This is a genomic window from Saccharococcus thermophilus (assembly GCF_011761475.1).
GTDB lineage: Bacteria > Bacillota > Bacilli > Bacillales > Anoxybacillaceae > Saccharococcus > Saccharococcus thermophilus.
Map to the genome: position 1 here is coordinate 1,716,409 of NZ_JAASRS010000001.1, position 24,433 is coordinate 1,740,841.

The 24,433-nt window shown below is 43.6% G+C and carries 28 protein-coding genes; 8 read left to right on the plus strand and 20 right to left on the minus strand.

What is annotated here, in order from left to right; genetic code table 11:
- Window positions 1-169 precede the first annotated feature (169 nt).
- From xerD to BDD39_RS08920, 6 genes are all read right to left on the minus strand, one after another.
- The gene (gene xerD / locus BDD39_RS08895; RefSeq protein WP_166909964.1) at window positions 170-1,066 is read right to left on the minus strand and encodes a site-specific tyrosine recombinase XerD; all 897 of its coding nucleotides are present in this window, start codon (window positions 1,064-1,066) and stop codon (window positions 170-172) included.
- A gap of 6 nt (window positions 1,067-1,072) precedes the next feature.
- Entirely contained in the window at window positions 1,073-1,285 is a 213-nt protein-coding gene (locus BDD39_RS08900; RefSeq protein ID WP_166909966.1) for a YqzK family protein, read from the minus strand.
- 97 nt (window positions 1,286-1,382) lie between these two features.
- Complete coding sequence (fur, locus tag BDD39_RS08905; RefSeq protein ID WP_166909968.1) at window positions 1,383-1,847, minus strand: ferric iron uptake transcriptional regulator; 465 nt, start codon at window positions 1,845-1,847, stop codon at window positions 1,383-1,385.
- A 118-nt stretch (window positions 1,848-1,965) separates the two neighbouring features.
- Window positions 1,966-2,610: a stage II sporulation protein M gene (gene spoIIM / locus BDD39_RS08910; protein WP_166909970.1), complete on the minus strand. Its 645-nt coding sequence runs from the start codon at window positions 2,608-2,610 to the stop codon at window positions 1,966-1,968.
- Between the two features lie 128 nt (window positions 2,611-2,738).
- The gene (locus BDD39_RS08915) at window positions 2,739-3,902 is read right to left on the minus strand and encodes a TIGR00375 family protein (protein WP_166909972.1); all 1,164 of its coding nucleotides are present in this window, start codon (window positions 3,900-3,902) and stop codon (window positions 2,739-2,741) included.
- Window positions 3,895-4,455 (minus strand): NUDIX domain-containing protein, encoded by a 561-nt coding sequence (locus BDD39_RS08920; RefSeq protein ID WP_166909974.1) that lies wholly within the window; start codon window positions 4,453-4,455, stop codon window positions 3,895-3,897. The genes BDD39_RS08915 and BDD39_RS08920 overlap by 8 nt, the downstream gene beginning before the upstream one ends.
- Window positions 4,456-4,573: 118 nt before the next feature.
- On the opposite strand from BDD39_RS08920, the gene BDD39_RS08925 reads away from it, so the two are divergent.
- Entirely contained in the window at window positions 4,574-5,494 is a 921-nt protein-coding gene (locus BDD39_RS08925) for an aldo/keto reductase (RefSeq protein WP_166909976.1), read from the plus strand.
- 219 nt (window positions 5,495-5,713) lie between these two features.
- On the opposite strand, the gene BDD39_RS08930 is transcribed toward BDD39_RS08925, so the two are convergent.
- The 3 genes from BDD39_RS08930 to BDD39_RS08940 all read right to left on the minus strand — a co-directional run bounded on the left by BDD39_RS08930 (window position 5,714) and on the right by BDD39_RS08940 (window position 7,005).
- Window positions 5,714-5,947, minus strand: coding sequence for a DUF3886 domain-containing protein (locus BDD39_RS08930; protein WP_166909978.1), 234 nt, complete (start codon window positions 5,945-5,947; stop codon window positions 5,714-5,716).
- A gap of 490 nt (window positions 5,948-6,437) precedes the next feature.
- Window positions 6,438-6,677: a YqkC family protein gene (locus BDD39_RS08935; RefSeq protein WP_166909980.1), complete on the minus strand. Its 240-nt coding sequence runs from the start codon at window positions 6,675-6,677 to the stop codon at window positions 6,438-6,440.
- Complete coding sequence (locus tag BDD39_RS08940; RefSeq protein ID WP_166909983.1) at window positions 6,667-7,005, minus strand: iron-sulfur cluster biosynthesis family protein; 339 nt, start codon at window positions 7,003-7,005, stop codon at window positions 6,667-6,669. Before BDD39_RS08940 ends, BDD39_RS08935 begins: the two co-directional genes overlap by 11 nt.
- Window positions 7,006-7,101: 96 nt before the next feature.
- Between BDD39_RS08940 and BDD39_RS08945 the strand changes: the two genes are divergently transcribed.
- Both BDD39_RS08945 and BDD39_RS08950 read left to right on the plus strand, forming a co-directional pair.
- Entirely contained in the window at window positions 7,102-7,320 is a 219-nt protein-coding gene (locus tag BDD39_RS08945; protein ID WP_166909985.1) for a CDGSH iron-sulfur domain-containing protein, read from the plus strand.
- 9 nt (window positions 7,321-7,329) lie between these two features.
- Entirely contained in the window at window positions 7,330-7,536 is a 207-nt protein-coding gene (locus BDD39_RS08950) for a YqzH family protein (protein WP_341801462.1), read from the plus strand.
- A 26-nt stretch (window positions 7,537-7,562) separates the two neighbouring features.
- Here BDD39_RS08950 and BDD39_RS08955 read toward each other — a convergent pair whose 3' ends face one another.
- Window positions 7,563-8,351, minus strand: coding sequence for an SDR family NAD(P)-dependent oxidoreductase (locus BDD39_RS08955; protein WP_166909989.1), 789 nt, complete (start codon window positions 8,349-8,351; stop codon window positions 7,563-7,565).
- Window positions 8,348-9,313, minus strand: a complete 966-nt coding sequence (locus BDD39_RS08960; RefSeq protein ID WP_166909991.1) for an MBL fold metallo-hydrolase — start codon at window positions 9,311-9,313, stop codon at window positions 8,348-8,350. The genes BDD39_RS08955 and BDD39_RS08960 overlap by 4 nt, the downstream gene beginning before the upstream one ends.
- Before the next feature lie 463 nt (window positions 9,314-9,776).
- Between BDD39_RS08960 and proI the strand changes: the two genes are divergently transcribed.
- Window positions 9,777-10,631 carry a pyrroline-5-carboxylate reductase ProI gene (gene proI, locus BDD39_RS08965; RefSeq protein ID WP_166909993.1) on the plus strand — a complete coding sequence of 285 codons (855 nt, stop codon included), beginning with the start codon at window positions 9,777-9,779 and terminating at the stop codon, window positions 10,629-10,631.
- 87 nt (window positions 10,632-10,718) lie between these two features.
- Window positions 10,719-11,741, plus strand: a complete 1,023-nt coding sequence (gene namA / locus BDD39_RS08970) for an NADPH dehydrogenase NamA (protein WP_166909995.1) — start codon at window positions 10,719-10,721, stop codon at window positions 11,739-11,741.
- A gap of 21 nt (window positions 11,742-11,762) precedes the next feature.
- Here namA and rnz read toward each other — a convergent pair whose 3' ends face one another.
- Window positions 11,763-12,689: a ribonuclease Z gene (rnz, locus tag BDD39_RS08975; protein WP_166909997.1), complete on the minus strand. Its 927-nt coding sequence runs from the start codon at window positions 12,687-12,689 to the stop codon at window positions 11,763-11,765.
- A 188-nt stretch (window positions 12,690-12,877) separates the two neighbouring features.
- Here rnz and zwf point away from each other — a divergent pair, with 188 nt between their 5' ends.
- A complete protein-coding gene (gene zwf / locus BDD39_RS08980; protein ID WP_208404451.1) occupies window positions 12,878-14,359 on the plus strand; it encodes a glucose-6-phosphate dehydrogenase in 1,482 nt (493 codons plus the stop codon).
- Window positions 14,360-14,379: 20 nt separating this feature from the next.
- On the plus strand, window positions 14,380-14,997 hold the full coding sequence (locus BDD39_RS08985) for a cyclase family protein (protein WP_166908023.1): 618 nt from the start codon (window positions 14,380-14,382) through the stop codon (window positions 14,995-14,997).
- A gap of 121 nt (window positions 14,998-15,118) precedes the next feature.
- On the opposite strand, the gene gndA is transcribed toward BDD39_RS08985, so the two are convergent.
- From gndA to dltX, 8 genes are all read right to left on the minus strand, one after another.
- Complete coding sequence (gene gndA, locus BDD39_RS08990) at window positions 15,119-16,531, minus strand: NADP-dependent phosphogluconate dehydrogenase (RefSeq protein WP_166908021.1); 1,413 nt, start codon at window positions 16,529-16,531, stop codon at window positions 15,119-15,121.
- A gap of 221 nt (window positions 16,532-16,752) precedes the next feature.
- On the minus strand, window positions 16,753-17,922 hold the full coding sequence (locus tag BDD39_RS08995; protein WP_166907073.1) for an IS256 family transposase: 1,170 nt from the start codon (window positions 17,920-17,922) through the stop codon (window positions 16,753-16,755).
- Between the two features lie 252 nt (window positions 17,923-18,174).
- The gene (locus BDD39_RS09000; RefSeq protein ID WP_166909999.1) at window positions 18,175-18,342 is read right to left on the minus strand and encodes a hypothetical protein; all 168 of its coding nucleotides are present in this window, start codon (window positions 18,340-18,342) and stop codon (window positions 18,175-18,177) included.
- A gap of 378 nt (window positions 18,343-18,720) precedes the next feature.
- Window positions 18,721-19,899, minus strand: coding sequence for a D-alanyl-lipoteichoic acid biosynthesis protein DltD (gene dltD / locus BDD39_RS09005; protein WP_166910002.1), 1,179 nt, complete (start codon window positions 19,897-19,899; stop codon window positions 18,721-18,723).
- On the minus strand, window positions 19,896-20,132 hold the full coding sequence (gene dltC, locus BDD39_RS09010) for a D-alanine--poly(phosphoribitol) ligase subunit DltC (protein WP_166910004.1): 237 nt from the start codon (window positions 20,130-20,132) through the stop codon (window positions 19,896-19,898). Before dltC ends, dltD begins: the two co-directional genes overlap by 4 nt.
- Window positions 20,133-20,158: 26 nt before the next feature.
- Window positions 20,159-21,307 carry a D-alanyl-lipoteichoic acid biosynthesis protein DltB gene (gene dltB, locus BDD39_RS09015; protein WP_166910006.1) on the minus strand — a complete coding sequence of 383 codons (1,149 nt, stop codon included), beginning with the start codon at window positions 21,305-21,307 and terminating at the stop codon, window positions 20,159-20,161.
- Window positions 21,304-22,824, minus strand: coding sequence for a D-alanine--poly(phosphoribitol) ligase subunit DltA (gene dltA / locus BDD39_RS09020; protein ID WP_166910008.1), 1,521 nt, complete (start codon window positions 22,822-22,824; stop codon window positions 21,304-21,306). The genes dltB and dltA overlap by 4 nt, the downstream gene beginning before the upstream one ends.
- 15 nt (window positions 22,825-22,839) lie before the next feature.
- Window positions 22,840-22,986 (minus strand): teichoic acid D-Ala incorporation-associated protein DltX, encoded by a 147-nt coding sequence (gene dltX / locus BDD39_RS16605; protein ID WP_166912352.1) that lies wholly within the window; start codon window positions 22,984-22,986, stop codon window positions 22,840-22,842.
- Between the two features lie 236 nt (window positions 22,987-23,222).
- Here dltX and BDD39_RS09030 point away from each other — a divergent pair, with 236 nt between their 5' ends.
- Window positions 23,223-24,392, plus strand: a complete 1,170-nt coding sequence (locus tag BDD39_RS09030; protein ID WP_166907073.1) for an IS256 family transposase — start codon at window positions 23,223-23,225, stop codon at window positions 24,390-24,392.
- Window positions 24,393-24,433: the final 41 nt, after the last annotated feature.

Here is a 24,433-nt window from a genome sequence, read left to right on the forward strand (position 1 = left end):
AAACACATGTACATTATATTGGTCAGAAGTCTGACAACTATATTATAAAACGTTTTCAATCATATACGCAATAAAAAAACAGCAAAAAAGGCAGAAGTTGCCGCACTCTTCTTATCAAACGTAAAAACCCGCTCGTCATAAGCGGGCATTTCTTACAGGCGACGGAAAGCTATGCGCGCGGATGATATTGCTTATACACATCTTTTAAGCGTGTCTTTGTGACATGCGTATAAATTTGCGTCGTGGAAATATCGGCATGTCCTAACAGCTCTTGCACGGCGCGCAAATCGGCGCCGTTTTCAAGGAGATGGGTGGCAAACGAATGCCTTAGCGTATGCGGCGTCAGCTCTTTTTCGATGTTTGCTTCTTTCGCAAGTCTCTTCAAAATTTTCCAAAACCCTTGCCGTGTCAAACGTTGCCCATGATGGTTTAAAAACAAGGCATCGGTTGTCCGTTTTTTTGGATCGATAAGCTGCGGGCGGGCACGTTCCAAATATTCTTTTAAGGCTTTAATCGCCATGCTGCCGATCGGCACGATGCGCTCTTTATTTCCTTTTCCGTAGCAGCGGACAAACCCCATCGTCAAATGCACATCGGAAAGATTTAAGTTTACTAGCTCACTGACGCGCATACCGGTCGCATACAACAGCTCGAGCATCGCCTTGTCGCGAATGCCAAACGGTGTATTCGTCTTCGGCGCCTCTAGCAACGCCTCTACTTCCTCCATGGACAACACCTTTGGCAACGTCCGCTCCATTTGCGGTGATTCAATATGTACCGACGGATCTTGCTCCGCTATTTTTTCGCGGAGCAGAAACTGATGGAACGAGCGGATGGAAGCGATATGACGGGCAATCGTTTTCGCCGAATTCCCCTTTTCTTTTAAAAACTTTAAAAACTGCATAATATGCAGGCGTGATACGTCGTTCCATGAATGAATTTGCTCGACGTGGCGCAAATAGTGCGCGTACTTCTTTAAATCTCTTTCATAGGAAACGATCGTATTGTTCGCCAAATTCCGTTCTACTGTTAAATAATGAAGAAAATCTTTCAATTCATGTTCCAACGCTCTCTACTCCCCATCGCGATAAAAAAATAGTAGCCGACTAAACCAGTCGAATGACGGGCTTTCAACAGTCGAAACTTTTATGGCCGATCCTTGTGGTTCATCGTAACGGTGGTAATTGTCATATTCGCGGTTAAACCATACAAGACTATAATAAAATAAAATCGTACACCCCGTAAACAAAAGAAATACTTTCACCATCTGCCATAACGCTTTCATGGCGCTCCTCCTCATTTCGAATATATGCTTACTATGAGGATATGCCATGATTTTTCCTATTTATACATAAAAAACCTTTCCCGCTGGAAAAGGTTTTTTACTTTTCGTTTTGTTCTTCCTCATGTTTTTGCTGGCAGCGATAGCAAATGCCATGGAATGTCAAGCGATGATCTTTAATTTTAAACTTCCAATCTCGCTCTACAATCGCTTCTACTTCCTCTAATAAATCCTCTTGAATTTCCGCTACCGAACCGCATTCGATGCACACTAAGTGATGATGAAAGTGCGCCGCCCCTTCTTTGCGAAGGTCGTAGCGAGACACTCCATCTCCAAAATTAATTTTATCGACAATTTTCAGCTCGGTTAATAGCTCAAGCGTCCGATACACAGTAGCTAACCCGATTTCCGGGGATTTCTCTTTAACGAGGAGGTAGACATCTTCCGCACTTAAATGATCTTCCTCATGCTCTAATAAAACACGCACCGTCGCTTCCCGCTGCGGCGTTAGCTTGTAACCAGCCGTATGCAACTGCTTCTTAATTCGTTCAACTCGATCTTCCATGCTTCATTCCCTCCCTCGCCATTCAACTACCATTATAACAAAAGAAAGAGGGAAGTATCAAAGTAAAAAAAATTATTATTATAAAAGAACAAAAATGGTTATTATATAAAAATAATTATTAATTGCTAACTAACTGAATAATTTGCTTCATGAAAAATGGGGAAACATACGCTTCTAACGAAGAGGAAACAAGCAAACTGACACTAATGACGAGCATTGTCATCGTATAGCGCATGATCATTGGGAAGACCGGCTCATGCGTCCGCTTCATAAACTGGTTGCGCACCATCTGCAGAGAGAACGACACCGAAATGACTCCCATGACAATAAAAGCAGGAATGATAATTAAATTTTGCGGCATGACCGAGACAAAGGATAATAAAAAGCCTTGCCACCCCATCTGGTTGACTAAAAATCCAACTGTAAACCCGACGACGATCCCTTTTAAAAATAGCAAAATTAAAATGATCGGAAGGCCGATAATGGAAATGCCCAACACCCACATTAAACCGACATATTTTAAATTATCAAAATAACTTTGTTGAAACATATCTTGCGCGCTGGCAAGATTTCCTTTGGACACTTGTCCAAAAAATTGCGTCAAATAATAGTACAAATCTTGCTTTTGGCTGAAATTGAGGCTGTTAACGACAATTGCTCCAAAAATAACTCCCATTAAAAATAGGACGATGACAAATAAATACATGGACGCATGCTCGCGCATATGTGCGGCAACGATTGATTTCAGCGTATGTCTTCTCATCTTTTTTCGTCCTCCTATTTTTCTCTTAGTAGATTGTATGTGCAAGTCTTGTATGTATGACACATTTTCGGCAAAAAGAAAAAGCCCGTCTGACAAAGACGAGCCTTGTAGAAAGTGCGAAACTTGTACTATTCGGAAAAAACTTTTCCATATTTTCCGCCGCCCCCAGCTTGAATCGGGAGTTCTCCCCGGCGCGCCAAAATAATAGATTTTGCTAGCTTTTCTCCGACGGCCTGCTCCAGTTCTTCCTCTGTCGCTTGATGAAGCACGTACATTTCCGTGCCGAAGCGGTCGAGCAGTTTTTTATATGTTTTCGGACCAAGGCCAGGGATAAACTCCAGCGGCACTTGATGAATATACGGTGGACGCTTTGGCGGAACGCCGCCTGTTTTCAGCTCTTGCAGCCGGTCAAATACCCCTTTCACTTGCCGATGATGGCCGCAGGCCGGGCAGCGTTCATCCTCGGGATTCATCGGTTGGAAACAGCGCTCGCATGTTGTTTGGTGATATTTTCCAAGTTTTGGATTTAGTCCATAATTGGCGATGATTCCACGTCCATTCTGCCGCTTGAGCGCTTTTTCCAGCTCGGCAAATGTCGGGTCGCTCATGCTTACAGCTTGGTACTCGCGCGCGATTTTCCGTAGCGAATGAGCATCGGAATTGGAAAGGTATGGGTAGCGGTGCAATTCGGCAATTTGGTCCGCCATCTCTGTATCCGCGCTTAACCCCAATTCGATGGCGTCAATCCAATCGGGATCAAACACTTCCGTTAAGCTTTTCTTCACTCCTTTGCCGTACAAGCTTTTAAACGGCGTAAACGCATGGGCGGGAATAAACAATCCTCCTAATTGTTTAACGGCCGCCTGCAGCTCGCGCCCCGTGCCGTACATGCGCTGCGAGCTGAGTGAAATGTTTTTTATCCGCTCCTTCAGCCACCCGGAAAACGCGCGCATCGCCTGAATCGTCGGCAAAAAGGCAAGTACATGAATCGGTCCTTGGCAATGTTCGTCATAAACCTCGATTTCGCTTCCTAATAAAAGCGTCACCTCACCGGCGATGACACCACCGTCCTTATGCTCGTACCAGCCTTTTTTGTTCATTCCTCGTTCTAATTCATCGAGCACTTCAGGAACATGGCAGTCAATGATGCCGACCATATTCAGTCCTTTGACATGCGCCGCCTCGTACAAAATGTTCATCAACTTTAATGATTTCGCGCCGGTAATTTTTACAGGCCGGCCGGAAGCAGTGCGGCCGATATGAATATGTAAATCGACATAATAGTTATGCATGGTTTTCTCCCATGACACGGCGTAGCTGCAAATATTGCAGGGCATACGCCGTTTTCGCATCATAAATTTCTTGTTTTTCCATCATTTCCAGCGCCTCCTCCAACGTCACTTCCAAAACATCGACAAATTCATCTTCATCGAGTGATGCGGCATCTTCCAATTTCTCCAGCCCCTCCGCCATATATAAATGAATCAGCTCATCGGCAAATCCCGGCGACGTATAAAATGACACGATATGGCGCATCGACTGAGCGCAATAGCCTGTTTCCTCTTCTAATTCACGCTGTGCCGTGGCAAACGGCTCTTCCCCTTTTTCTAACTTGCCCGCCGGAATTTCCACTAATACGCGTTCAAGCGCTTTACGGTATTGGCGGACAAGCACGAGCTTCCCGTCTTTTGTAATCGGAATCACCGCCACCGCTCCCGGATGTTTAATAACTTCCCGCTTGCTCGTTTTCCCGTTTGGCAGTTGTACGTCTTCTACATACAATTGAACAACTTTGCCGCTAAATATTTTTTCTTTGCGAATCGTTTTTTCCACTAAATGGTCCATTGTTCTTCTCTCCCGTCTAAAATAATTATTTTCCCATTTATTGTACTACATCATTTGAGAAAGTTTTATTTTGCGGTATACAATGAAAAAAACAAATCATTAAGGGAGGATGCTGATCATGAAAAAACGCCGCATCGGTTTATCCGATTTATATGTCAGCGAAATCGGGCTCGGCTGCATGTCGCTTGGCACGGATGAGAAAAAAGCGATCCGCATTATTCACGAGGCGCTCGAACGGGGCATTAACTATTTGGATACGGCGGATTTGTATGACCGCGGACTTAACGAAGAATTTGTCGGCAAAGCGGTGAAAGGGAAACGAGACCAAGTCATCATCGCGACAAAAGTCGGCAACCGCTGGGAAGAAGGAAAAGACGGCTGGTTTTGGGACCCGTCAAAACAATACATTAAAGCGGAAGTAAAAGAAAGCTTGCGCCGCCTGCAAACGGATTACATCGATTTATACCAGCTCCATGGCGGCACGATCGACGATCCGATCGACGAAACGATTGAAGCGTTTGAAGAATTAAAACAAGAAGGAGTGATCCGCTACTACGGTATTTCCTCGATTCGTCCCAATGTCATCCGTGAATATGCTAAGCGCTCGAACATCGTCAGCGTCATGATGCAGTACAGCTTGCTTGACCGCCGCCCGGAAGAGTGGTTTCCGCTGCTGCGCGAACATCATATTAGCGTCATCGCCCGCGGGCCTGTCGCAAAAGGGCTGCTGACGGAGCGGCCATTAGAGGCGGCAAGCGATTCCGTCAAAGAAAACGGCTATCTTGACTATACATATGACGAATTGAAGACACTGCTCCCAAAACTGAAGGAAAAAACTGCCGAACGCCGTTCATTTACGGCAACGGCGCTGCAGTTTTGCTTGTATGACCCGATTGTCGCCGCCGTCATTCCAGGAGCGAGCAGCGTTGAGCAGCTCGTCGAAAACATAAACGCCGCTTCCGCCCCACTCTTAACAGAGGAAGAATATGAATGGCTTCGTCAGCATACGAAAGCCTCGGTATATGAAATGCATCGATAAGGATACTTACCATTATGCGGAAAGAGAACCATTCTCTTTCCGCAATACACATATTGATTCCGCCCTGCTCCCATTCCGGCAACGAACAGCGTGAATCGGCGTTCGGAAATTCGCTGCAAGAAAAATCACGCTGATCATAAAGACCGTTTTGTATGTGGATTTCTCCGTTCTCCCAAAAATTTCATCGCAACAAATCTATAATATCTCTCATTCAACCATTTACTTAAAATTCCGCCAATCCAAATTGCTCTCATTCAGCAGCTCTTCAAATGTTTTTTGTTTTTCACGTTTACGCTGCTCCTCGCGTCTCCGTGCTTCTTCTTCCTCTTTTCGGCGCTGTTCTTGTTGTTCCAATTCTCGTTTTTTCTCCTTCAGCTTAGCAAACAATTCCTCATTTAAGCGATCCTTCAGCGTCAGCAATTCGTCTACTTGATTTTTTTGTCTCTTGTTCACACCTATCCCTCCATGTATAAAACGTTGCTCATTCTTCCATGATAAAAACAAACACTTCAAAGAAAAGGGGTTAAACGAAATGGCAAAAACCGGCGCACAAAAAGGAAAACCGACTGCTGATACCGTCAAACAAACAATCGCTAAAGAAGAACTAGAAAAAGCGATCCACCCAACCAAACGCCAAAACGCTCAGCAATAAAGAAAAGCGAAAGGCGCCCGCTTATCGGCGACACGCGCTGGAGGACCCGCGAGGAGGCTGTCGCCGCCGCAGCGGGGCCGAAGCGTCGCGAGCCGATGGCGCCTGGAGCTAGACAATAAAGAAAAGCGAAAGCGGCGAGATTAGCCTTCGAAGCCAAATTTTCTTCACCCACAGGGGTGCTAGTCACCCCGAGAGGGAAGGTTATGGCAGAAGAAGGATAGCCACTGGAGCTTGACAAAAAGAAAAGCGGAGGCGAGCAGAAAAACCGTAACCGGAATGGTTACGGTTTTTTTATAAGATTTCCGTAATATGCGGCATATGTTCATCCATCCACGCCACCGCCTCGTCGAGCGTGGCGAATTCTTTCGTTTCAAACGTCATCTCATTCTGCAAAAGCCAAACGTCTTTTGGCTCGTGATAAGGGCCAGCGATCGACCAATGCAACAAACTGTACGGGTCGTTTTCATGCAAAAACGATACCCATGTTTTTTGCTTTGCCACATTTTTTAGCTGATTTAACTTATCGTTCATGCTGTTCACTCACTTCGACAAGGTTCATGCGTGGGTTTAAAATTTGCCCAGGGCTTTTCAGCTGAAATACGTTCGTCCCTTGCCCGGCGTCAATTGTCATCACGTCATCATAAAAGACTAGACGGGATTTTTCGATGAAAACAGGAACAAAGTTCGTTTCGATGACAAGATCATCCTCATCCGCCCCATCGACGAGCCATAAGGCAATGACGCCGTCAACAAGGCAGCCGCATCCATCTGTGTCATATTTTAGCTTTAACATTCGCTTCGATTGCGTTAAAATAGGAGTAAGTTGCTGAATCGCTTTCTCTGTGAATGTAATGTTCACGCTATAGATGCTCCTTTTCCTTCTCGTTTTTGCTTTTATTGTACCTACTTAAGCAAGATGCTGTCAAAAATAACAAAAATAAAAGGAGGAATGAACATGGCCAAAGTGCAAATTAAAGTCAATGACAACGGATCGTATCGGGTGACAGGTGAGGTCGAACTGATTGATGCGGAAGGAAATAAATTCGTAACGAAACAAACGTTTTCCCTCTGCCGCTGCGGACTGTCGAATAACAAACCATTTTGCGACGGCGCGCATAAAGGAAAATTCCATTCCGTTGTCCGCGCCACTCCTTCTGAATCTGAATCGCAATAAGCTCGGGAAGTGGCGCGATTGGAAGAAAAATGGCTGCGGAAACTCGTTCGTAACTGCTTTTTGCAATACGGATATGACAACGACTCCCTGCCTTTAAAGGAGCAGGAATGGAAGCAGTTATGCGCGAAAATTTTAGCGAAAAAAACATCCGATGACGGCGACATGGATCTGTACGAAATCGTCCACGATGTCATTTACGACTATATTACGAAATAGCACTCCTTCCCAAAAAGCAAGGAGTGCTATTTTTTGAAAAACGCCCGTTTCGCCACTTTTTCAACGAATGATGGAAATAATCGATGCAACTGGCTTCCTGCATTCATCCAGCGCGGCATATTGACTTCTCGTGTCGGCGTCATCATGACGGACACCACCCGTTTCGCTACTTGTTCCGGAGCAAGCATCCAGCGCTCCACATTTTTCACGTATTCCCCTGATTGGTCGGCCACTTGAAAAAAATTCGTACGGATCGGCCCAGGATTGACCGCTGTCACAAAAATTCCATATCGTTCCGCTTCCATGCGCAGACTGTCCGTAAATCCAAGCACGGCATGCTTGGTGGCGGCATATACGCTTGATTTTGGCGTCGCTAATTTTCCCGCCTGCGAAGCAATATTAATAATATGGCCGCTGCGCCGCTCTTTCATATGGGAATATACCGCTTTCGTACAGGCAATTAAGCCAAACACGTTGACGGCAAACATTGCCTCCATTTCCTCGAAATCGATATCCTCCACGTAGCGGAACACGCCAAAACCAGCATTGTTCACCAATACATCGACGGCGCCGAACTGATCGAACAACTGTTGAAACACGGCTTCCACCGCGGCTATGTCGCTTACGTCCAGACGGAAATAATGGCATGGCACGCGATATGTACGTTCAATTTGTTGCGCGATCGTTCGCAATTTTTCCTCATTTCTGGCCAGGAGAATTGGAACGGCTTTTTGCCGCGCCGCCTCATACGCAATTTGCTCGCCGATGCCGCCCGACGCTCCAGTGATGACAATATGTTTTCCCTCTAATCTCAAACAGACACCTCCACCGCTTCATACACGTAATAATCCCCTGCTTGTTTCTTTTTCACCGCGCCGTTTGCCTCCAAATAATCGAGCTGTCCGATCGTTTCCGACATTGTCAGCATAAACTCTTGCTGGTAGACGGTCGGAAATAGCTTTTGGCAAACTTGAAATACGGTGTGCGGACCTTGCTTCACCATTTCGAGCACTTGCTCGGCGCGCTCCCGCTGTTTGCGAAGCCGCTTTTCCACTAAAGCGGGTACGTCGGTCACATCTTCTCCGTGCCCCGTCATGCACAAGGCAATATCGTAACGGAGCATTTTCCGCAAAGAGTCGTTATACTGCAATAGCGGCTTCGGCCGCTCTGTTTCCCCGGCAAAAGGTGGCTCTATCAACGGATTCGGCGAAATATGGAGCAATAAATGATCTCCGCCGATCATCACCCCATCCGTTTCCCGATAAAACACGATATGGCTTTGCGCGTGTCCAGGTGTTTCGATCACTTTCCAATGCGGCAGTCCCGGCAGCGAATCTCCTTCTTGAACCGTATCGGCAAGCGGACGGTGGCACGCATAGCGAAAAGAGCCGCTCGACTCGGGCAGTTGGGCAAGAAACGAAGGATCAACGCCGCATTCCATCAAAAACTGTTTAAAAAACTGCTGGTGCTGCTGAAAAAATTCCTTGTCCTGACGAACCCAGCGATCCGCTTTTTTATGCCCGATGACTGGAATTTCCTCGGGCAAATAATCAATAAGCCCGACATGATCGGGATGATGGTGCGTAAGCACGACTTGATCAATGTCCGCAGGGGTGTAGCCTAATTCGCGAAGCTGCTGTTGAAACGACTGCCACGCCTCTTCTGTTTTCACACCGGCATCAATCAGCGTCAAGCTGTCCCCTTTAATCACATACATGTTTACATCTCCAACCGGAAATGGTGTCGGTACAGTAATACGGTACACATGTTCATTCATGTTTGCCATTCTCCTTCTCTCCAGTATAAAAAATGAACCATTATTCATTATTTTACAGTTTACACCGATTTTCGCTGTTTGTCATTTTTTTCGAATAATTCGCGAAAAATATAAAAAATTTTGTCTTTTTCTATTGACAACACCCTTTGTTTCATTGCATAATTGCAAACAAATTAATATTGCAAACGGGCGATGAGTAGGGCCAGTAAACCATGAATGGTAGCCAGAGAGTGAAACCCAGCGGCTGGAAGGTTTCATTACCCTCTTTATGGTTGAACCTACCCTATGAGCTGTTAGGCAAACCTAAACGCATCACCGGCGTTATCGGTGCAGAGATGGGCTCTTTTCCGGAACATGTGCCGGCAGAGCCAAAAAAGGTGGTACCGCGGAACGAAAGACCTTCCGTCCTTTTATAGGATGTAAGGTCTTTTTTATTTAATAACCAAGGAGGAGGAATACAGCGATGAAAAACAGACCAACCATTGCGTTTATCGGAGCCGGCTCCATGGCGGAGGCGCTTATTTCCGGGATGACAAAGACGCTGTATGTGCCTGAACAAATTATCGTGACTAACCGCTGCAACCGAACACGGCTCGAATATATGAACAAAACGTACAGAGTTCGATGCGAAACGGATAAAAGAAAAGCAGTCAAAGAGGCGGATATCATTATTTTAGCAATGAAACCAAAAGATTTATCGGAATCAATGGGCGCTATCGCACCGATGATTCACGAACATCATCTCATCATTTCCTTGCTAGCCGGCGTCACTACCGACACGATCGTTTCTTTAGCCGGCAAAAATGTGGCCGTCATTCGGGCAATGCCGAATACATCGGCCGCCATCGGCCAATCAGCTACGGCCATTTCCCAAGGCCGCTTTGCGACAGCCGCCCACGTAGCGATTGCCAAAAAACTGTTTGAGACCGTTGGCATCGTTACGATCGTTCCAGAGCATGACCTGCATGCCGTTACCGGTCTTTCCGGAAGCGGTCCTGCCTACGTATATTATTTAGTCGAAGCAATGGAAAAAGCAGCGGAAGAAATTGGACTCGACCGCTCCGTAGCGAAGCCATTAATTTTGCAAACGATTATCGGCGCCGCGCACATGCTGCAATCGACCACCAAGCATCCGTCCGTCTTGCGCAAAGAAGTTACAAGCCCTGGCGGAACGACGGAAGCCGGCATTCAAGTGCTAGAGCAATACCGCTTTCAGGAGGCGGTCACCGCTTGTATTAAACGGGCGACTGAACGGTCCGAGGAATTAGGAAAAGCGCTGCCTTCTTCCTCTTTTCCTTCCGCTGCTATGCAATCATAACATGATAAGGCGTTTCATTTTATCTCCTCCAGAAAACATGCTATCATTCAATTGGAAGAATGATACACGATTGGAGGGAAAACCACCATGGAAACGATGCTCTTCTCACCGTATACAATCCGTGGAGTGACGCTGAAAAACCGGATTGTTATGTCCCCAATGTGCATGTATTCGTGCGATACGGAAGATGGAAAGGTGCGTGCTTGGCATAAAATCCACTACCCAACGCGCGCAGTCGGCCAAGTCGGGCTGATTATCGTCGAGGCGACCGCCGTTACCGCACAAGGAAGAATTTCTTCCCGCGACTTAGGCATTTGGAGCGATGAACATGTAGACGGCTTGCGCGAATTAGTTTCGCTCGTGAAAGAACACGGCGCGAAAATCGGCATCCAGCTTGCCCATGCCGGACGCAAAGCAGAAGTAGAAGGAGAAATTATCGCTCCTTCGGCGATTCCGTTTAGCGAAAAAACGCGGACGCCAAAAGAAATGACAAAAGTGGACATTGAAGAAACGATTCAAGCGTTTCAAAACGGAGCGCGCCGCGCGAAAGAGGCCGGCTTTGACATCATTGAAATTCATGGTGCTCACGGCTATTTGATTAATGAATTTTTATCGCCGCTCGCCAACAAACGTCAGGACGAATACGGCGGCTCCCCGGAAAACCGCTACCGCTTTTTAGGCGAAGTGATCAATGCGGTAAGAGAAGTATGGGACGGACCGCTCTTTGTCCGCATTTCCGCTTCCGATTATCATCCGGAGGGATTGACGGCAAAAGATTACATTCCATACGCCAAGCGCATGAAAGAACAAGGTGTCGATTTGATCGACGTCAGCTCTGGTGCGGTCGTTCCGGCAACGATTAACGCATATCCAGGGTACCAAGTTCCGTTTGCCGAATTGATTCGGCGCGAAGCGGAAATCGCTACTGGAGCGGTCGGCTTGATTACTTTCGGATGGCAGGCGGAAGAAATTTTGCGCAACGGGCGCGCCGATTTAGTGTTTCTCGCCCGCGAATTGCTGCGCAATCCGTATTGGCCATATACCGCAGCCAAAGAACTGGGAACGACGATCCCTGCGCCAGTCCAATATGAACGAGGATGGCATTTTTAAAGCTGCCGATGTTCGGCAGCTTTATTTTTTGCGTGCTATGGGAAAGGAAGAAAAATCGGCAGCCAATTGTGTGTTTGGAAACACGTTTCTCGCCTCTACGAGCAGCTGTTCGCTTAACATTCCTTGATAACGCGAACTAATATGCGTTAAAATCAGTTTTTTGGCACCGGCGCGCACCGCCACTTCCGCCGCCTGCACGGCGGTGGAATGAAAATAATCGTGCGCCAAGTCGCTTTCTTCCGCGGCAAACGTCGCTTCATGCACCAGCACATCCGCCTCTTTGGCCAGCTCGATGCTTGCTTCGCAATAGCGCGTGTCGCCAAGAATTGTGATAATCCTTCCTTTTTGCGGCGGGCCGACAAACTCGCGGCCGTCAATGACCATCCCGTTCTCTAGCTGCACCGTTTTCCCAAGCTTAATTTCCTGATAAATCGGACCCGGTCGAACGCCGAGCGCCTTTAATTTATCGACTAAAAGCGTACCAGGCAAATCTTTTTCCACGATGCGAAAACCATAGGAAGGAATCCCGTGATCAAGCTGTTTGGCGATGACCGCAAACCTTTCATCTTCAAACACCGTTCCTTCCTCGATTTCTATCACTTGCAAATCATATTTCAGCCGGGTGGAGCTAACGGAAATCGCCGTTTCCAAAAACGCACGAATTCCTTTCGGTCCGTACACCGTTAACGGCGTTTCCCCTCCTTGAAAAGAACGGCTGCCAAGCAGCCCCGGCAAACCGAAAATATGATCGCCGTGAAGATGGGTAATAAAAATATTTTCAATGCGGCGCGGACGAATGGACGTACGCAAAATTTGGTGCTGTGTCGCCTCGCCGCAGTCAAACAGCCATGTCGCTCTGCGTTCTTCCAACAGCTGCAGCGCAATTGCTGTGACATTTCGTTCCTTTGCCGGTACTCCCGCTCCTGTACCTAAAAACAATAGCTCCAAAATACCCACTCCTTATGCAAAACGATCGATTATTGCTACCTGTTGTTAGCGTACCAATGTTTGCCGGTCTATTTCAACACTCTTTTATAATAAAACACTAAAATGTTTGCGTTCACCGCCATAAATCTCTATAATTATTTATTTGAAGAAACAAATTTGGCTAAAGCGAGGTACATACCGTGAACAACATGAATCCGAAATCATTAATCGTGATTTTTGGCGCTACGGGGGATTTGGCAAAGCGCAAACTATTCCCCTCCATTTACCGCTTATACGAAAAAGGAAATTTGTCTGAGGAGTTTGCGGTTGTCGGAGTCGCACGCCGACCGCTGTCCAATGACGAATTTCGCAACTATGTCCGCGAATCGATAGAAAACGCGCTCCAGCAAGAGCTAAACCATGAGCAATTCGTATCCCATTTTTATTATCATCCGTTTGATGTGACCGATACCGCCTCCTATCAACAGCTAAAGTCGCTGCTTGAGGAGCTTGATGGCATATACCATAGCGATGGAAACCGCATTTTTTATTTGGCGATGGCGCCCGAATTTTTCGGTACGGTTACATCGCGTCTAAAATCGGAAGGCCTCACGGCAACCAACGGCTGGAAGCGCCTCGTCATTGAAAAACCGTTTGGTCATGATTTCGAAAGCGCCCGCAAACTGAATGAAGAAATTCGCCAAGCATTTTCGGAAAACGAAATTTACCGGATCGACCATTATCTTGGCAAAGAAATGGTGCAAAACATTGAAGTCATCCGTTTTTCGAACGCGATTTTCGAACCGCTTTGGAACAACCGTTTTATTTCCAACATTCAAATTACCTCAAGCGAAACGCTTGGCGTCGAGGACCGCGGTCGCTATTACGACCATTCAGGGGCGCTGCGCGATATGGTGCAAAACCATATGCTGCAGATGGTCGCGCTCTTGGCGATGGAGCCGCCGATTAAACTGACGACCGATGACATCCGCAACGAAAAAGTGAAAGTGCTGCGCGCGCTTCGCCCGATTTCCCATGACGAAGTAGATCAATATTTTGTGCGCGGTCAATACGGCAGAGGCGTGGTGAACGGAAAAGAAGTCATCGGCTATCGCGAAGAGAACAACGTCGATCCAAACTCCAACACCGAAACATTTGTTGCTGGAAAGCTGATGATCGACAATTTCCGCTGGGCCGGCGTGCCATTTTACATTCGCACCGGCAAACGGATGGCGGAAAAATCAACGAAAATTGTTGTTCAATTTAAAGATATACCTATGAACTTGTATTATCGAACAAATGAAAAAATCCAGCCAAACTTATTGATTATTCACATTCAGCCGGATGAAGGCATCACCCTTCATTTAAACGGCAAAAAAAGCGGCGAAATCATGAAAACAGCTCCGATTGAATTAGACTACTGCTACAACTGCATCGATGGCATTAACACGCCGGAAGCGTATGAAAAACTGTTGTATGACTGCATGCGCGGCGACGCCACCAACTTTACGCACTGGGACGAAGTAGCCGCGTCGTGGCAGTTTGTCGATCCGATTTCCGAAGTATGGGAAAACACAAAAGCCGATGATTTTCCAAACTATGAAGCTGGCTCGATGGGACCGAAAGCATCCGATATGCTTCTAGCAAAAGACGGATTTCATTGGTGGCCGATTTACCACCCTAAACAATAACGAAGGGAGCTAATAAAACGATGAAATTTTATGACGTGACCGCACCGATTTTTGAAGGAATGCCGGTGTATAAAAACAAAACGGAAAAACAGCCGAAACTGACGAGCGTGACTAATGATTATGTGACCGAATCGCGCATCGACATGGATGTGCATACCGGCACGCACATTGACGCGCCGCTCCATATGGTCAAAGGCGGCGACACGTTTGAAACGATTTCCCTCGACCGCCTCGTCGGTCCATGCAAATTGTTTGATTTGACGCATGTGAACGACAAAATTACAAAAGACGACATCGCAGCGTTAGATATTCAAGAAAACGATTTTGTCTTATTCAAGACGAAAAACTCGCTAGAAGACGCGTTTAATTTTGAATTCATTTACGTTGCCGAAGATGCAGCGCGATACCTTGCCGATCAAAAGGTACGCGGAGTTGGCATCGACGCCTTAGGCATTGAACGGAGCCAGCAGGGGCACCCGACGCATAAAACGTTATTTTCCGCGGGAGTGATCGTCATTGAAGGGCTGCGGCTAAAAGATGTACCAGAAGGTTCGTACTTTATGGTCGCCGCCCCGCTCAAACTCGTCGGCACGGACGCCGCGCCAGCGCGTGTACTATTATTTACGGAAAGTTTATAAAAGAAACATGAAGCACCCTTAGCCTGAGCCAAGGGTGCTTTCTCTTTTTGGCCGCAATGACGCTAAAACGTCTTTACAAAAAACATAACCCCAACCGCCAAACGGTTGGGGTTTTCCTCTATTATTTTTTCAGCCACTCTGTATGGAAAATGCCTTCTTTATCAATGCGCTCATACGTATGCGCACCAAAATAGTCGCGCTGTGCCTGAATTAAGTTTGCCGGCAATGTTTCCGTCCGGTAGCTGTCGTAATAAGCTAATGCGCTTGAGAATGCCGGAACCGGAATCCCGCGCATCACGGCCACCGCAATAATTTCGCGCAGCGCTTCCTGATAATTTTCAACGATGTCTTTGAAATACGGGTCGAGCAATAAGTTTGGCAGCTGCGGATCGCGGTCGTACGCCTCTTTAATTTTTTGCAAAAATTGCGCGCGAATGATGCAGCCGCCGCGGAAAATCATCGCGATATTGCCGTACTGCAAGTTCCAGTTATATTCCTCAGACGCTGCTTTCATTTGCGCAAAGCCTTGGGCATACGAACAAATTTTGCTCATGTACAGCGCGCGGCGCACCGCTTCGATAAAGTGATCGCGGTCGCCTTCAAACGGCTTCACCGCCGGACCGGAAAGGAGCTTGCTTGCTTTCACGCGTTCATCTTTCATCGCTGAAATAAAGCGGGCAAACACCGATTCTGTGATGATTGGAAGCGGCACTCCTAAATCAAGCGCATTTTGGCTTGTCCATTTTCCCGTGCCTTTTTGACCCGCCTTGTCCAAAATGACATCGACAAGCGGCTTGCCTGTTTCTTCATCGATTTTCGTGAAAATATCAGCCGTAATTTCAATTAAATAGCTGTTTAATTCGCCTTTATTCCATTCAGCAAATACTTCATGCAATTCTTGCGCGTTTAAACCAAGAACATGCTTTAATAAAAAGTACGCTTCGGCAATAAGCTGCATATCCCCGTATTCAATGCCATTATGCACCATTTTTACATAGTGGCCGGCGCCATCCGGACCGATGTACGTCGTGCATGGCTCGCCGTCCACTTTCGCGGCGATCGCTTCAAAAATTGGGCGCACAAGCTCATGTGCTTCTTTTTGGCCACCAGGCATAATCGACGGACCTTTTAACGCGCCTTCTTCGCCGCCGGAAACGCCCGTACCGATAAAATGAATGCCAAGTTCCGCTAATTCTTTATTGCGGCGTTGTGTATCTTTGAAATACGTATTGCCGCCGTCGATTAAAATATCGCCTTTTTCTAGATATGGCTTTAATTGTTCAATTGTTGCATCCGTTGGTGCGCCTGCTTTCACCATTAACAAAATTTTACGCGGCTTTTCAAGCGCATTGACAAATTCTTCGATGCTATATGTACCGACAATATTTTTTCCTTGCGCTTCTTGCAAAAATTCGTCCGTTTTTTCCCGAGAACGGTTGTACACGGCAACGGAATATCCCTTGCTTTCGATATTTAACGCAAGGTTTTTTCCCATTACTGCTAACCCAATGACGCCAATTTGTTGTTTTGCCATCGTCAAACGTTCCTTTCTATAACTTTTTATTTGTTCATGAAAGAACATACCACAGTTCATTTGGTACCGTCAAGAATTTTGTGTAATGTAAATGGGGTAGGGTTTCTCTGAAATGGATTTGAATTGATAGGGGACTGATTTTCTCCACACAGGAGACTGAATATTCAGTCTCTTGTGTGGAAAGGGAGAATCCCCTTATTTTGTTTATTTACAATATTTGGTTAACAATAACGTTCTTCAAACATTCGTTGAAGGGCTTCCTGCGCTTCGGCAAATCCTCTTAACTTTCGCCCTGCCCATTTCTCATTAAAATCTTGGATGGTCAAATACACGACTTTTTCCGCGGCTTCTAAACTGCTCAAACTGTTCATCGGCTTTAGACGTTTCCGAATCTCTTTGATCGTTCGTTCGATGACATTCGTCGTGTAAATCACACTTCGAATACTGCTTGGATAATCCATAAATGTAAGGAGGACATCCAACTCATTGGCCCAAGATTGAACTTCTCTTGGATATTTGCTGGACCATTTCGACTCAAACTGTTGAAACATTTGTAACGCCATCTCCTTATTCGGCGCGCGATAAATCAGCTTGAGATCCTCGGCCACTTCGAATTGGTCTTTTTTCCGAACACGGCTGAGGGTGTTGCGGACTTTGTGCACGACACAGCGCTGCACATCGGCTTTCGGATACACCGCCTTAAAGGCTTCCTCCAGCCCCGGAAGGCCATCGAAGACGCCAAGAAGCACTTCCTTGACGCCTCTTTGGTAGAGGTGTTGAAGAATTTCCTGCCATCCATAGGCGCTTTCTTGTCCTCCCACGAAGAAATCCAGAATTTCTCGATACCCTTCTTCATTCACTCCTAACACCACATAAATGACTTCTTTCTCTACCGTATCGCGGCGAAGTTTCACGTACAAGCCGTCCAAATATAAGACAGAATAACGTTTGGATAGTGGACGATGGTGCCATTTCTCGATGTCTTCTTTCACGACATCGGTAATACGGCTGATCGTCGCTGGAGAATAAGCATTTCCTAGAATTCGTTCGATAAACTTGCCAATTTCCCGTGTACTCATGCCACTTTGATACATCCTAATGATGGCTTCCTCCAGCCAGCCGGTGTGGCGTTGATAAGGGGCAAACAACTGTGTTTGAAATTCCCCGTTTCGGTCTCTTGGAACCAAAAGACCCTCAATCCGGCCATATTGCGTATCTAGATTTCGCTGATAGTAGCCGTTTCTCATATTCGGCGTTCCAGCCTGTTCGATTTCGAGGAAATGTTTGATTTCTTCCCGCATAATCAGCTCTAATTTTTCCTTCACAAACTGACGAATGACACTTTCCAGTTGATTTGCCCAGTCGACATTCGGTATACTTCTTTTAGACATAGGTAGGGTACTCCTTTCTCTAAGATTTTTGGTCCAATCAGAGAATACCCTACCTTTTTTCTTTTGTTCTAGCAAAATGCTTTACACAAACTTTTATACATCATCGTTCATTTTATCATATCAAGTTGTAAACCTCATCGCCTAAATACTACGCGCTAGAGAAGGGGAATGCGTCGAAGGTTTTGGTTCAATTTAACGTAACATGATGTTTCGTAAAAAAGAGTCCTGAACCCAGGACTCTGTAAAATCATCTTAATATTCGCCGTAGTGATGGCCATACGGATAGTGCGGGTAGTGATAGTGGTGATGATAATACGGATAATGATGATACGGATAATGATGGTACGGATAATGATGGTACGGATAATGATGATGCGGGTAGTATCCGCCGCCCGGATACATTTCAAATTGTCTGTCCATGAAAAATTCCTCCTTTTGGTTTCCATGTGATCATCAATTTAGGAAAGAATGGGTTTATCTCTTTCCTAGTTTTAGGATATGTGCGGAATAAAAAAATGTATGGGCAAAAAACCATATTGTAATCTTTTGATGAAAAACTCAAAAATAATAACGAAACATCAAATATATGGTACTTCATCGTCTGACTAGCCCGTTACATCACGAAAAGTGACAATATTCCATTACAAAAAAGAGCCCCTTAACGATGATACATCGTTAAGGGGAATTTTGCTTCTTGAAATCCAGCTGCTTACTTTTTCATTCTTTTTATCAACACATAGCACCCCATATTTGTTGAAACGTTAAAGCAACTGCACCTCGAAGCAGAATCCCGTTATTTTAAGGATGTTTGACAAATTCAATGATTGCTTTATCAATCGGCAGCCAGCCTTTATACCCTAAATGCATTGTATCTTTTAAAAAGTATGGATCATATTCATGATTGGTTAAATCAAGTACCGGAAATCCTTCTTTTTCAATTTGTTGTTTTATTTTTTTGTAATAACCTTCTCGTTCCTTTTTGCTTAATCCCATGTAATCATACCAATAACCATTAAAAGGCACAGATACAAATAAAGGTTTAGCTTTTGCTTCTTTTAAAACATCTAACACCATTTGAAAATCTTGATATTCAGGAGAAACTAAATAGCTTGCATGTCTCTTATAACCCTTTAACCAATTTATTTTCGGTTTAATTTTGTGATTGTAATAAAAATCGTCGATGTAAAATGGATTGTTTGTGCTATTGCGTTTCGCCATTTCATATGCATTCTTTTCCAATTCTCCCCATGTTTTATTTTTGATTAATGAAGGTTGGGGATGAAGTTTTGTAACGTGCACACCAAAAATAGAGTCTAACAAATCCCTTTTTTCTAATATCTTCATGAAAGCAAACGCAAATGGTTTGATCATGAATGCCTTCATTTGCGTCTTTTTATCTTTATGAATTTTTGCCTCCAACAAAGTCTTTAACATTTTATCATTGTTGACAACATCAAATGTTAACAGACGTTTAGCCCCTTCGATTTGCAGCCTTTCACTCACTTTTGGTTCCAAGGCGAACTTATAAGCCTGCAATGCAGAAAAGTTAGAGCTGAAAACTTCTTGCTTGACTCCATGTTTATCAAACCATTGCGGTGAAAGGATAAATATAATCTTTTTATTTTTTAACCCTTCTTTTTGGTTAGCGAAATTCAGAAAATGAAAAAATGATTGGGTTCCCCCTCTTCCCACTAGAAAAGGAGTGACTCCGATCGGATTTACTTTAAAGTAATTGGATGGATGAAATGTATCAAGCCTTGATAATTCTGATGAACCATATATCGGTAAATATTTAGGATTTTCAAGCATTTTCTTCTGTATAATTTCCCCTTGAAACATTTCAAAATCTAGGTCTACTGCCGCTTGTTCGATCGTTTTGTCATTGACCATCGGTAGCAAATATTGATTTGGTATGAATATGATGAAACAAAAAATCAAAACAGCCGCTATTAAAGGGCTAAATGATGGTTGTTTCATTTCCAATTCTCCAATATGGCAATAATCTTATTAGGAGTAGACCATTGCTCGCGATCAAATTCAGATATTCCGACTGTGATTCCTAACTTTTCTTCGATCCCAACTAATAAAGATACTGTTCCAAATGAATCAAGCAAACCTTCTTCGAATAATTCAACATCCAAATTTTCTTTTACAACATCGGTTTGGCAAATTTCTTCCAATAATTCAAGAACCGTATTTTTGATATTCATTTGATCTTCCTCCATATCCATCATTTTTAGAATAATCGGCCTGAAAAAATTAAGAAACCAAAACATACAGCATGGAACGTTATGATGATCGAAATGATATTGGTCATCTTATTTTTCTTCCAAAATTTAAATTGTTTATTCTTCCTTTCGAAATAATCAAAAGAAATAATCAACAATGCATGATAAAGTCCATATGCGATATAGTGAAGTTCCATTCCATGCCAAAGTCCCATTAATAAAAATAATAAGAAATATCCCATGTAAGAAATGGCATAGCGATTTTTGATCCATTTTTTCTTTGTCATGAATAATACAAATCGCATATATACATAATCTCTAAACCAAAATGATAACGACATATGCCATCTATTCCAAAAATCTTTAATATTTTTACTAATAAATGGAAGATTGAAGTTTTCAGGTGTTTTGATCCCCATTATATAGCTTACACCAATTGCAAATGCACTATATCCGGCAAAGTCGAAGAATAAATACAAACTATATGCATACATATAGAGAAAATTTGCAAGTGGTGTATGATCTTGAATAAAAGGCGTTTGTATGATCCGTTCGTTGATCATGTAAGCAATGATAAACTTATATAAAAATCCTAAAAAGATTTTGTTGATCCCTTGATATAACAGAAGGCGGTATTCTTCTTTTGTTGGGATGGTATCCATATCTTTTTTGAATCGTTTAAAACGATCGATTGGCCCTGATGATATCGTTGGAAAAAATAATAGAAAGGCCAATTGTTCCTTTACTGTCAATGTTTTAAGGACTCCATCCCGTATATCGATGATCATTTGCACCGTTTTAAATGTGAGATACGAGATTCCTAAAAATCCCACCAAATTTTTTATTTCAAACACCGGAAGTATTTTTGTCAAGAATAAAGGAACAATCGAAAGTAAAGTGACTAAATAAAATACATAGCTTTCATTTTTTTCTTTTCGGTAAGATACATACCATTGGACTAATAGGACTTGCCAAAAAATATACACCACCAAAGAAATCAATTGATGGATGTCAGATATAAAAACTAAAAGAAGAATGATACAATGAACAAACGAATAATATATCATGCTTCTTTTCTCTTTATATCCCAATACGATAATTGGAATAAGTAAAACACCAAGTATGATAAAAAAGTAAAACGATGAATATGGTATCATACTCCGACCTCATTCGCTATTTTTTTCCTGTCTACTTTCCCATTGTTTGTCATAGGCAAAGAAGATACGTATACAAATTTTTTCGGAATCATATACGTTGGCAACAGTTTTTGCAGTTCTTTCTTTAAATGTGCTGTTAATTGGTATTCTTTTTCAAATTCGTGTTCCCTTGGCACCACTACTGCCATTAAATATTGACATTTGTTATCTTTATAGATCGGCACAATCACCGCACTTTCCACTAAAGAAAGTTTTCTTAATTGCACTTCGATTTCTTCTAATTCCATTCTATAACCATTGAGTTTGATCTGAAAATCGAGTCTTCCGGCACAAAACAGCCATCCACTTTTTATATAACCGATATCACCTGTTCTATATGCCGGTTGATTATGATAGAGGAAGAATGATTTTTTCGTTAATTTTTCATTATTAAAATATCCTTTGCTTACGCTTTTACCTATAATGACGATTTCCCCTTTTTCACCTTCGCTTACCGCATTCCCGTTTTCATCCATCACCAGTATTTCAACATCTTTTTTTGGCGTTCCAACAGGCAGTGATGGATACTCATTTAAAATCGCTTCGGTTATTTCGATGCTAGTAACTGCAACCGTTGCTTCGGTTGGTCCATATGTGTTATAAATAACCGCATTTGGAAATCTTGTTTTTAGTTTGCGGGCTGTTTCGTTTGGCAACATTTCTCCGCAAAATAAAAATGTTTCCATGTGCGGCATCATTTTCTCCGAAAATTGTTGGTCCATTAGACACATTTCAACAAATGAAGGGGTAGAAGTCCAAACATTGATATTGGATTCCTTTAAAGATTGGAACAACCATTTAGGATTGGCAATTAAATCCTTCGAAATGGTCCATAATGTTCCTCCTAAATATAGACAAGGATACAAATCCATTACAGACAGATCAAAAGAAAAAGGTGCCTGATTTAAGAATCTTTGATTTTCTTTTAATCCGAAATCGGAAACCATCCATTCCACAAAGCTGGCTAAATTGTTATAGGTGATTTGAACCCCTTTTGGATTTCCAGTGCTGCCCGATGTATAAATAATATAAAAGTTTTGATCCCCTTTTACAAATAGCTCACTAGATGGCTGCTTTCCTTTATATGAAGCGATCGCATCTTCTATTTCATTATGTTCTAGCATTAATAAATGATCGTATAATTTTAGATTTGCCGGAATGCTGCCAGGCGATAAAAATAATTTTGCTCCCGAATCATCGATAATTTTTTTGACTCTTTCTTCTGGAATGCTCGCATCGATCGGAATATAAGCCCGGCCAGATTTCACCGATGCCAAAAAACATACTACCATTAGCGGTTCCATATGTCCATATACAATGACTGGCTCATTTCCTTTCATTTTTTCTGATATAAAAATGGATAGTGAGTTTGAATATTCTTCAATTTCTCTATACGTTAAATCGCTTCCACCAGAAGAAATGGCGACACGGTCAGGGTTTAATTGTGCCCATCTTTTTATTTTTTCATATAATTCCATTTGCATCCCCCTTATTTAAAATTCGTTATAAATATAAGTGCTTGAACTCGTCATTTTAAAACCATAAATCATTAACAAACCTAACAATATGAGCAAATAATACATCATTCTCGTTACCCAAAGTACATAAGGTAAGTTGAAAAATATTTTTAATTTTTTTATTAAAAATTCCATACTGCCCCTCCTATCTCAAAAAAATAATATACATATATTAAAATTAAAAATACATTAAAATAAAATAGAAGTTTATTTATTTCCTTATTTTTACAAAAAATTTTTGAATCATTCATATCGATGATGTATAAAAGTTTGTGTAAAGCATTTTGCTAGAACAAAAGAAAAAAGGTAGGGTATTCTCTGATTGGACCAAAAATCTTAGAGAAAGGAGTACCCTACCTATGTCTAAAAGAAGTATACCGAATGTCGACTGGGCAAATCAACTGGAAAGTGTCATTCGTCAGTTTGTGAAGGAAAAATTAGAGCTGATTATGCGGGAAGAAATCAAACATTTCCTCGAAATCGAACAGGCTGGAACGCCGAATATGAGAAACGGCTACTATCAGCGAAATCTAGATACGCAATATGGCCGGATTGAGGGTCTTTTGGTTCCAAGAGACCGAAACGGGGAATTTCAAACACAGTTGTTTGCCCCTTATCAACGCCACACCGGCTGGCTGGAGGAAGCCATCATTAGGATGTATCAAAGTGGCATGAGTACACGGGAAATTGGCAAGTTTATCGAACGAATTCTAGGAAATGCTTATTCTCCAGCGACGATCAGCCGTATTACCGATGTCGTGAAAGAAGACATCGAGAAATGGCACCATCGTCCACTATCCAAACGTTATTCTGTCTTATATTTGGACGGCTTGTACGTGAAACTTCGCCGCGATACGGTAGAGAAAGAAGTCATTTATGTGGTGTTAGGAGTGAATGAAGAAGGGTATCGAGAAATTCTGGATTTCTTCGTGGGAGGACAAGAAAGCGCCTATGGATGGCAGGAAATTCTTCAACACCTCTACCAAAGAGGCGTCAAGGAAGTGCTTCTTGGCGTCTTCGATGGCCTTCCGGGGCTGGAGGAAGCCTTTAAGGCGGTGTATCCGAAAGCCGATGTGCAGCGCTGTGTCGTGCACAAAGTCCGCAACACCCTCAGCCGTGTTCGGAAAAAAGACCAATTCGAAGTGGCCGAGGATCTCAAGCTGATTTATCGCGCGCCGAATAAGGAGATGGCGTTACAAATGTTTCAACAGTTTGAGTCGAAATGGTCCAGCAAATATCCAAGAGAAGTTCAATCTTGGGCCAATGAGTTGGATGTCCTCCTTACATTTATGGATTATCCAAGCAGTATTCGAAGTGTGATTTACACGACGAATGTCATCGAACGAACGATCAAAGAGATTCGGAAACGTCTAAAGCCGATGAACAGTTTGAGCAGTTTAGAAGCCGCGGAAAAAGTCGTGTATTTGACCATCCAAGATTTTAATGAGAAATGGGCAGGGCGAAAGTTAAGAGGATTTGCCGAAGCGCAGGAAGCCCTTCAACGAATGTTTGAAGAACGTTATTGTTAACCAAATATTGTAAATAAACAAAATAAGGGGATTCTCCCTTT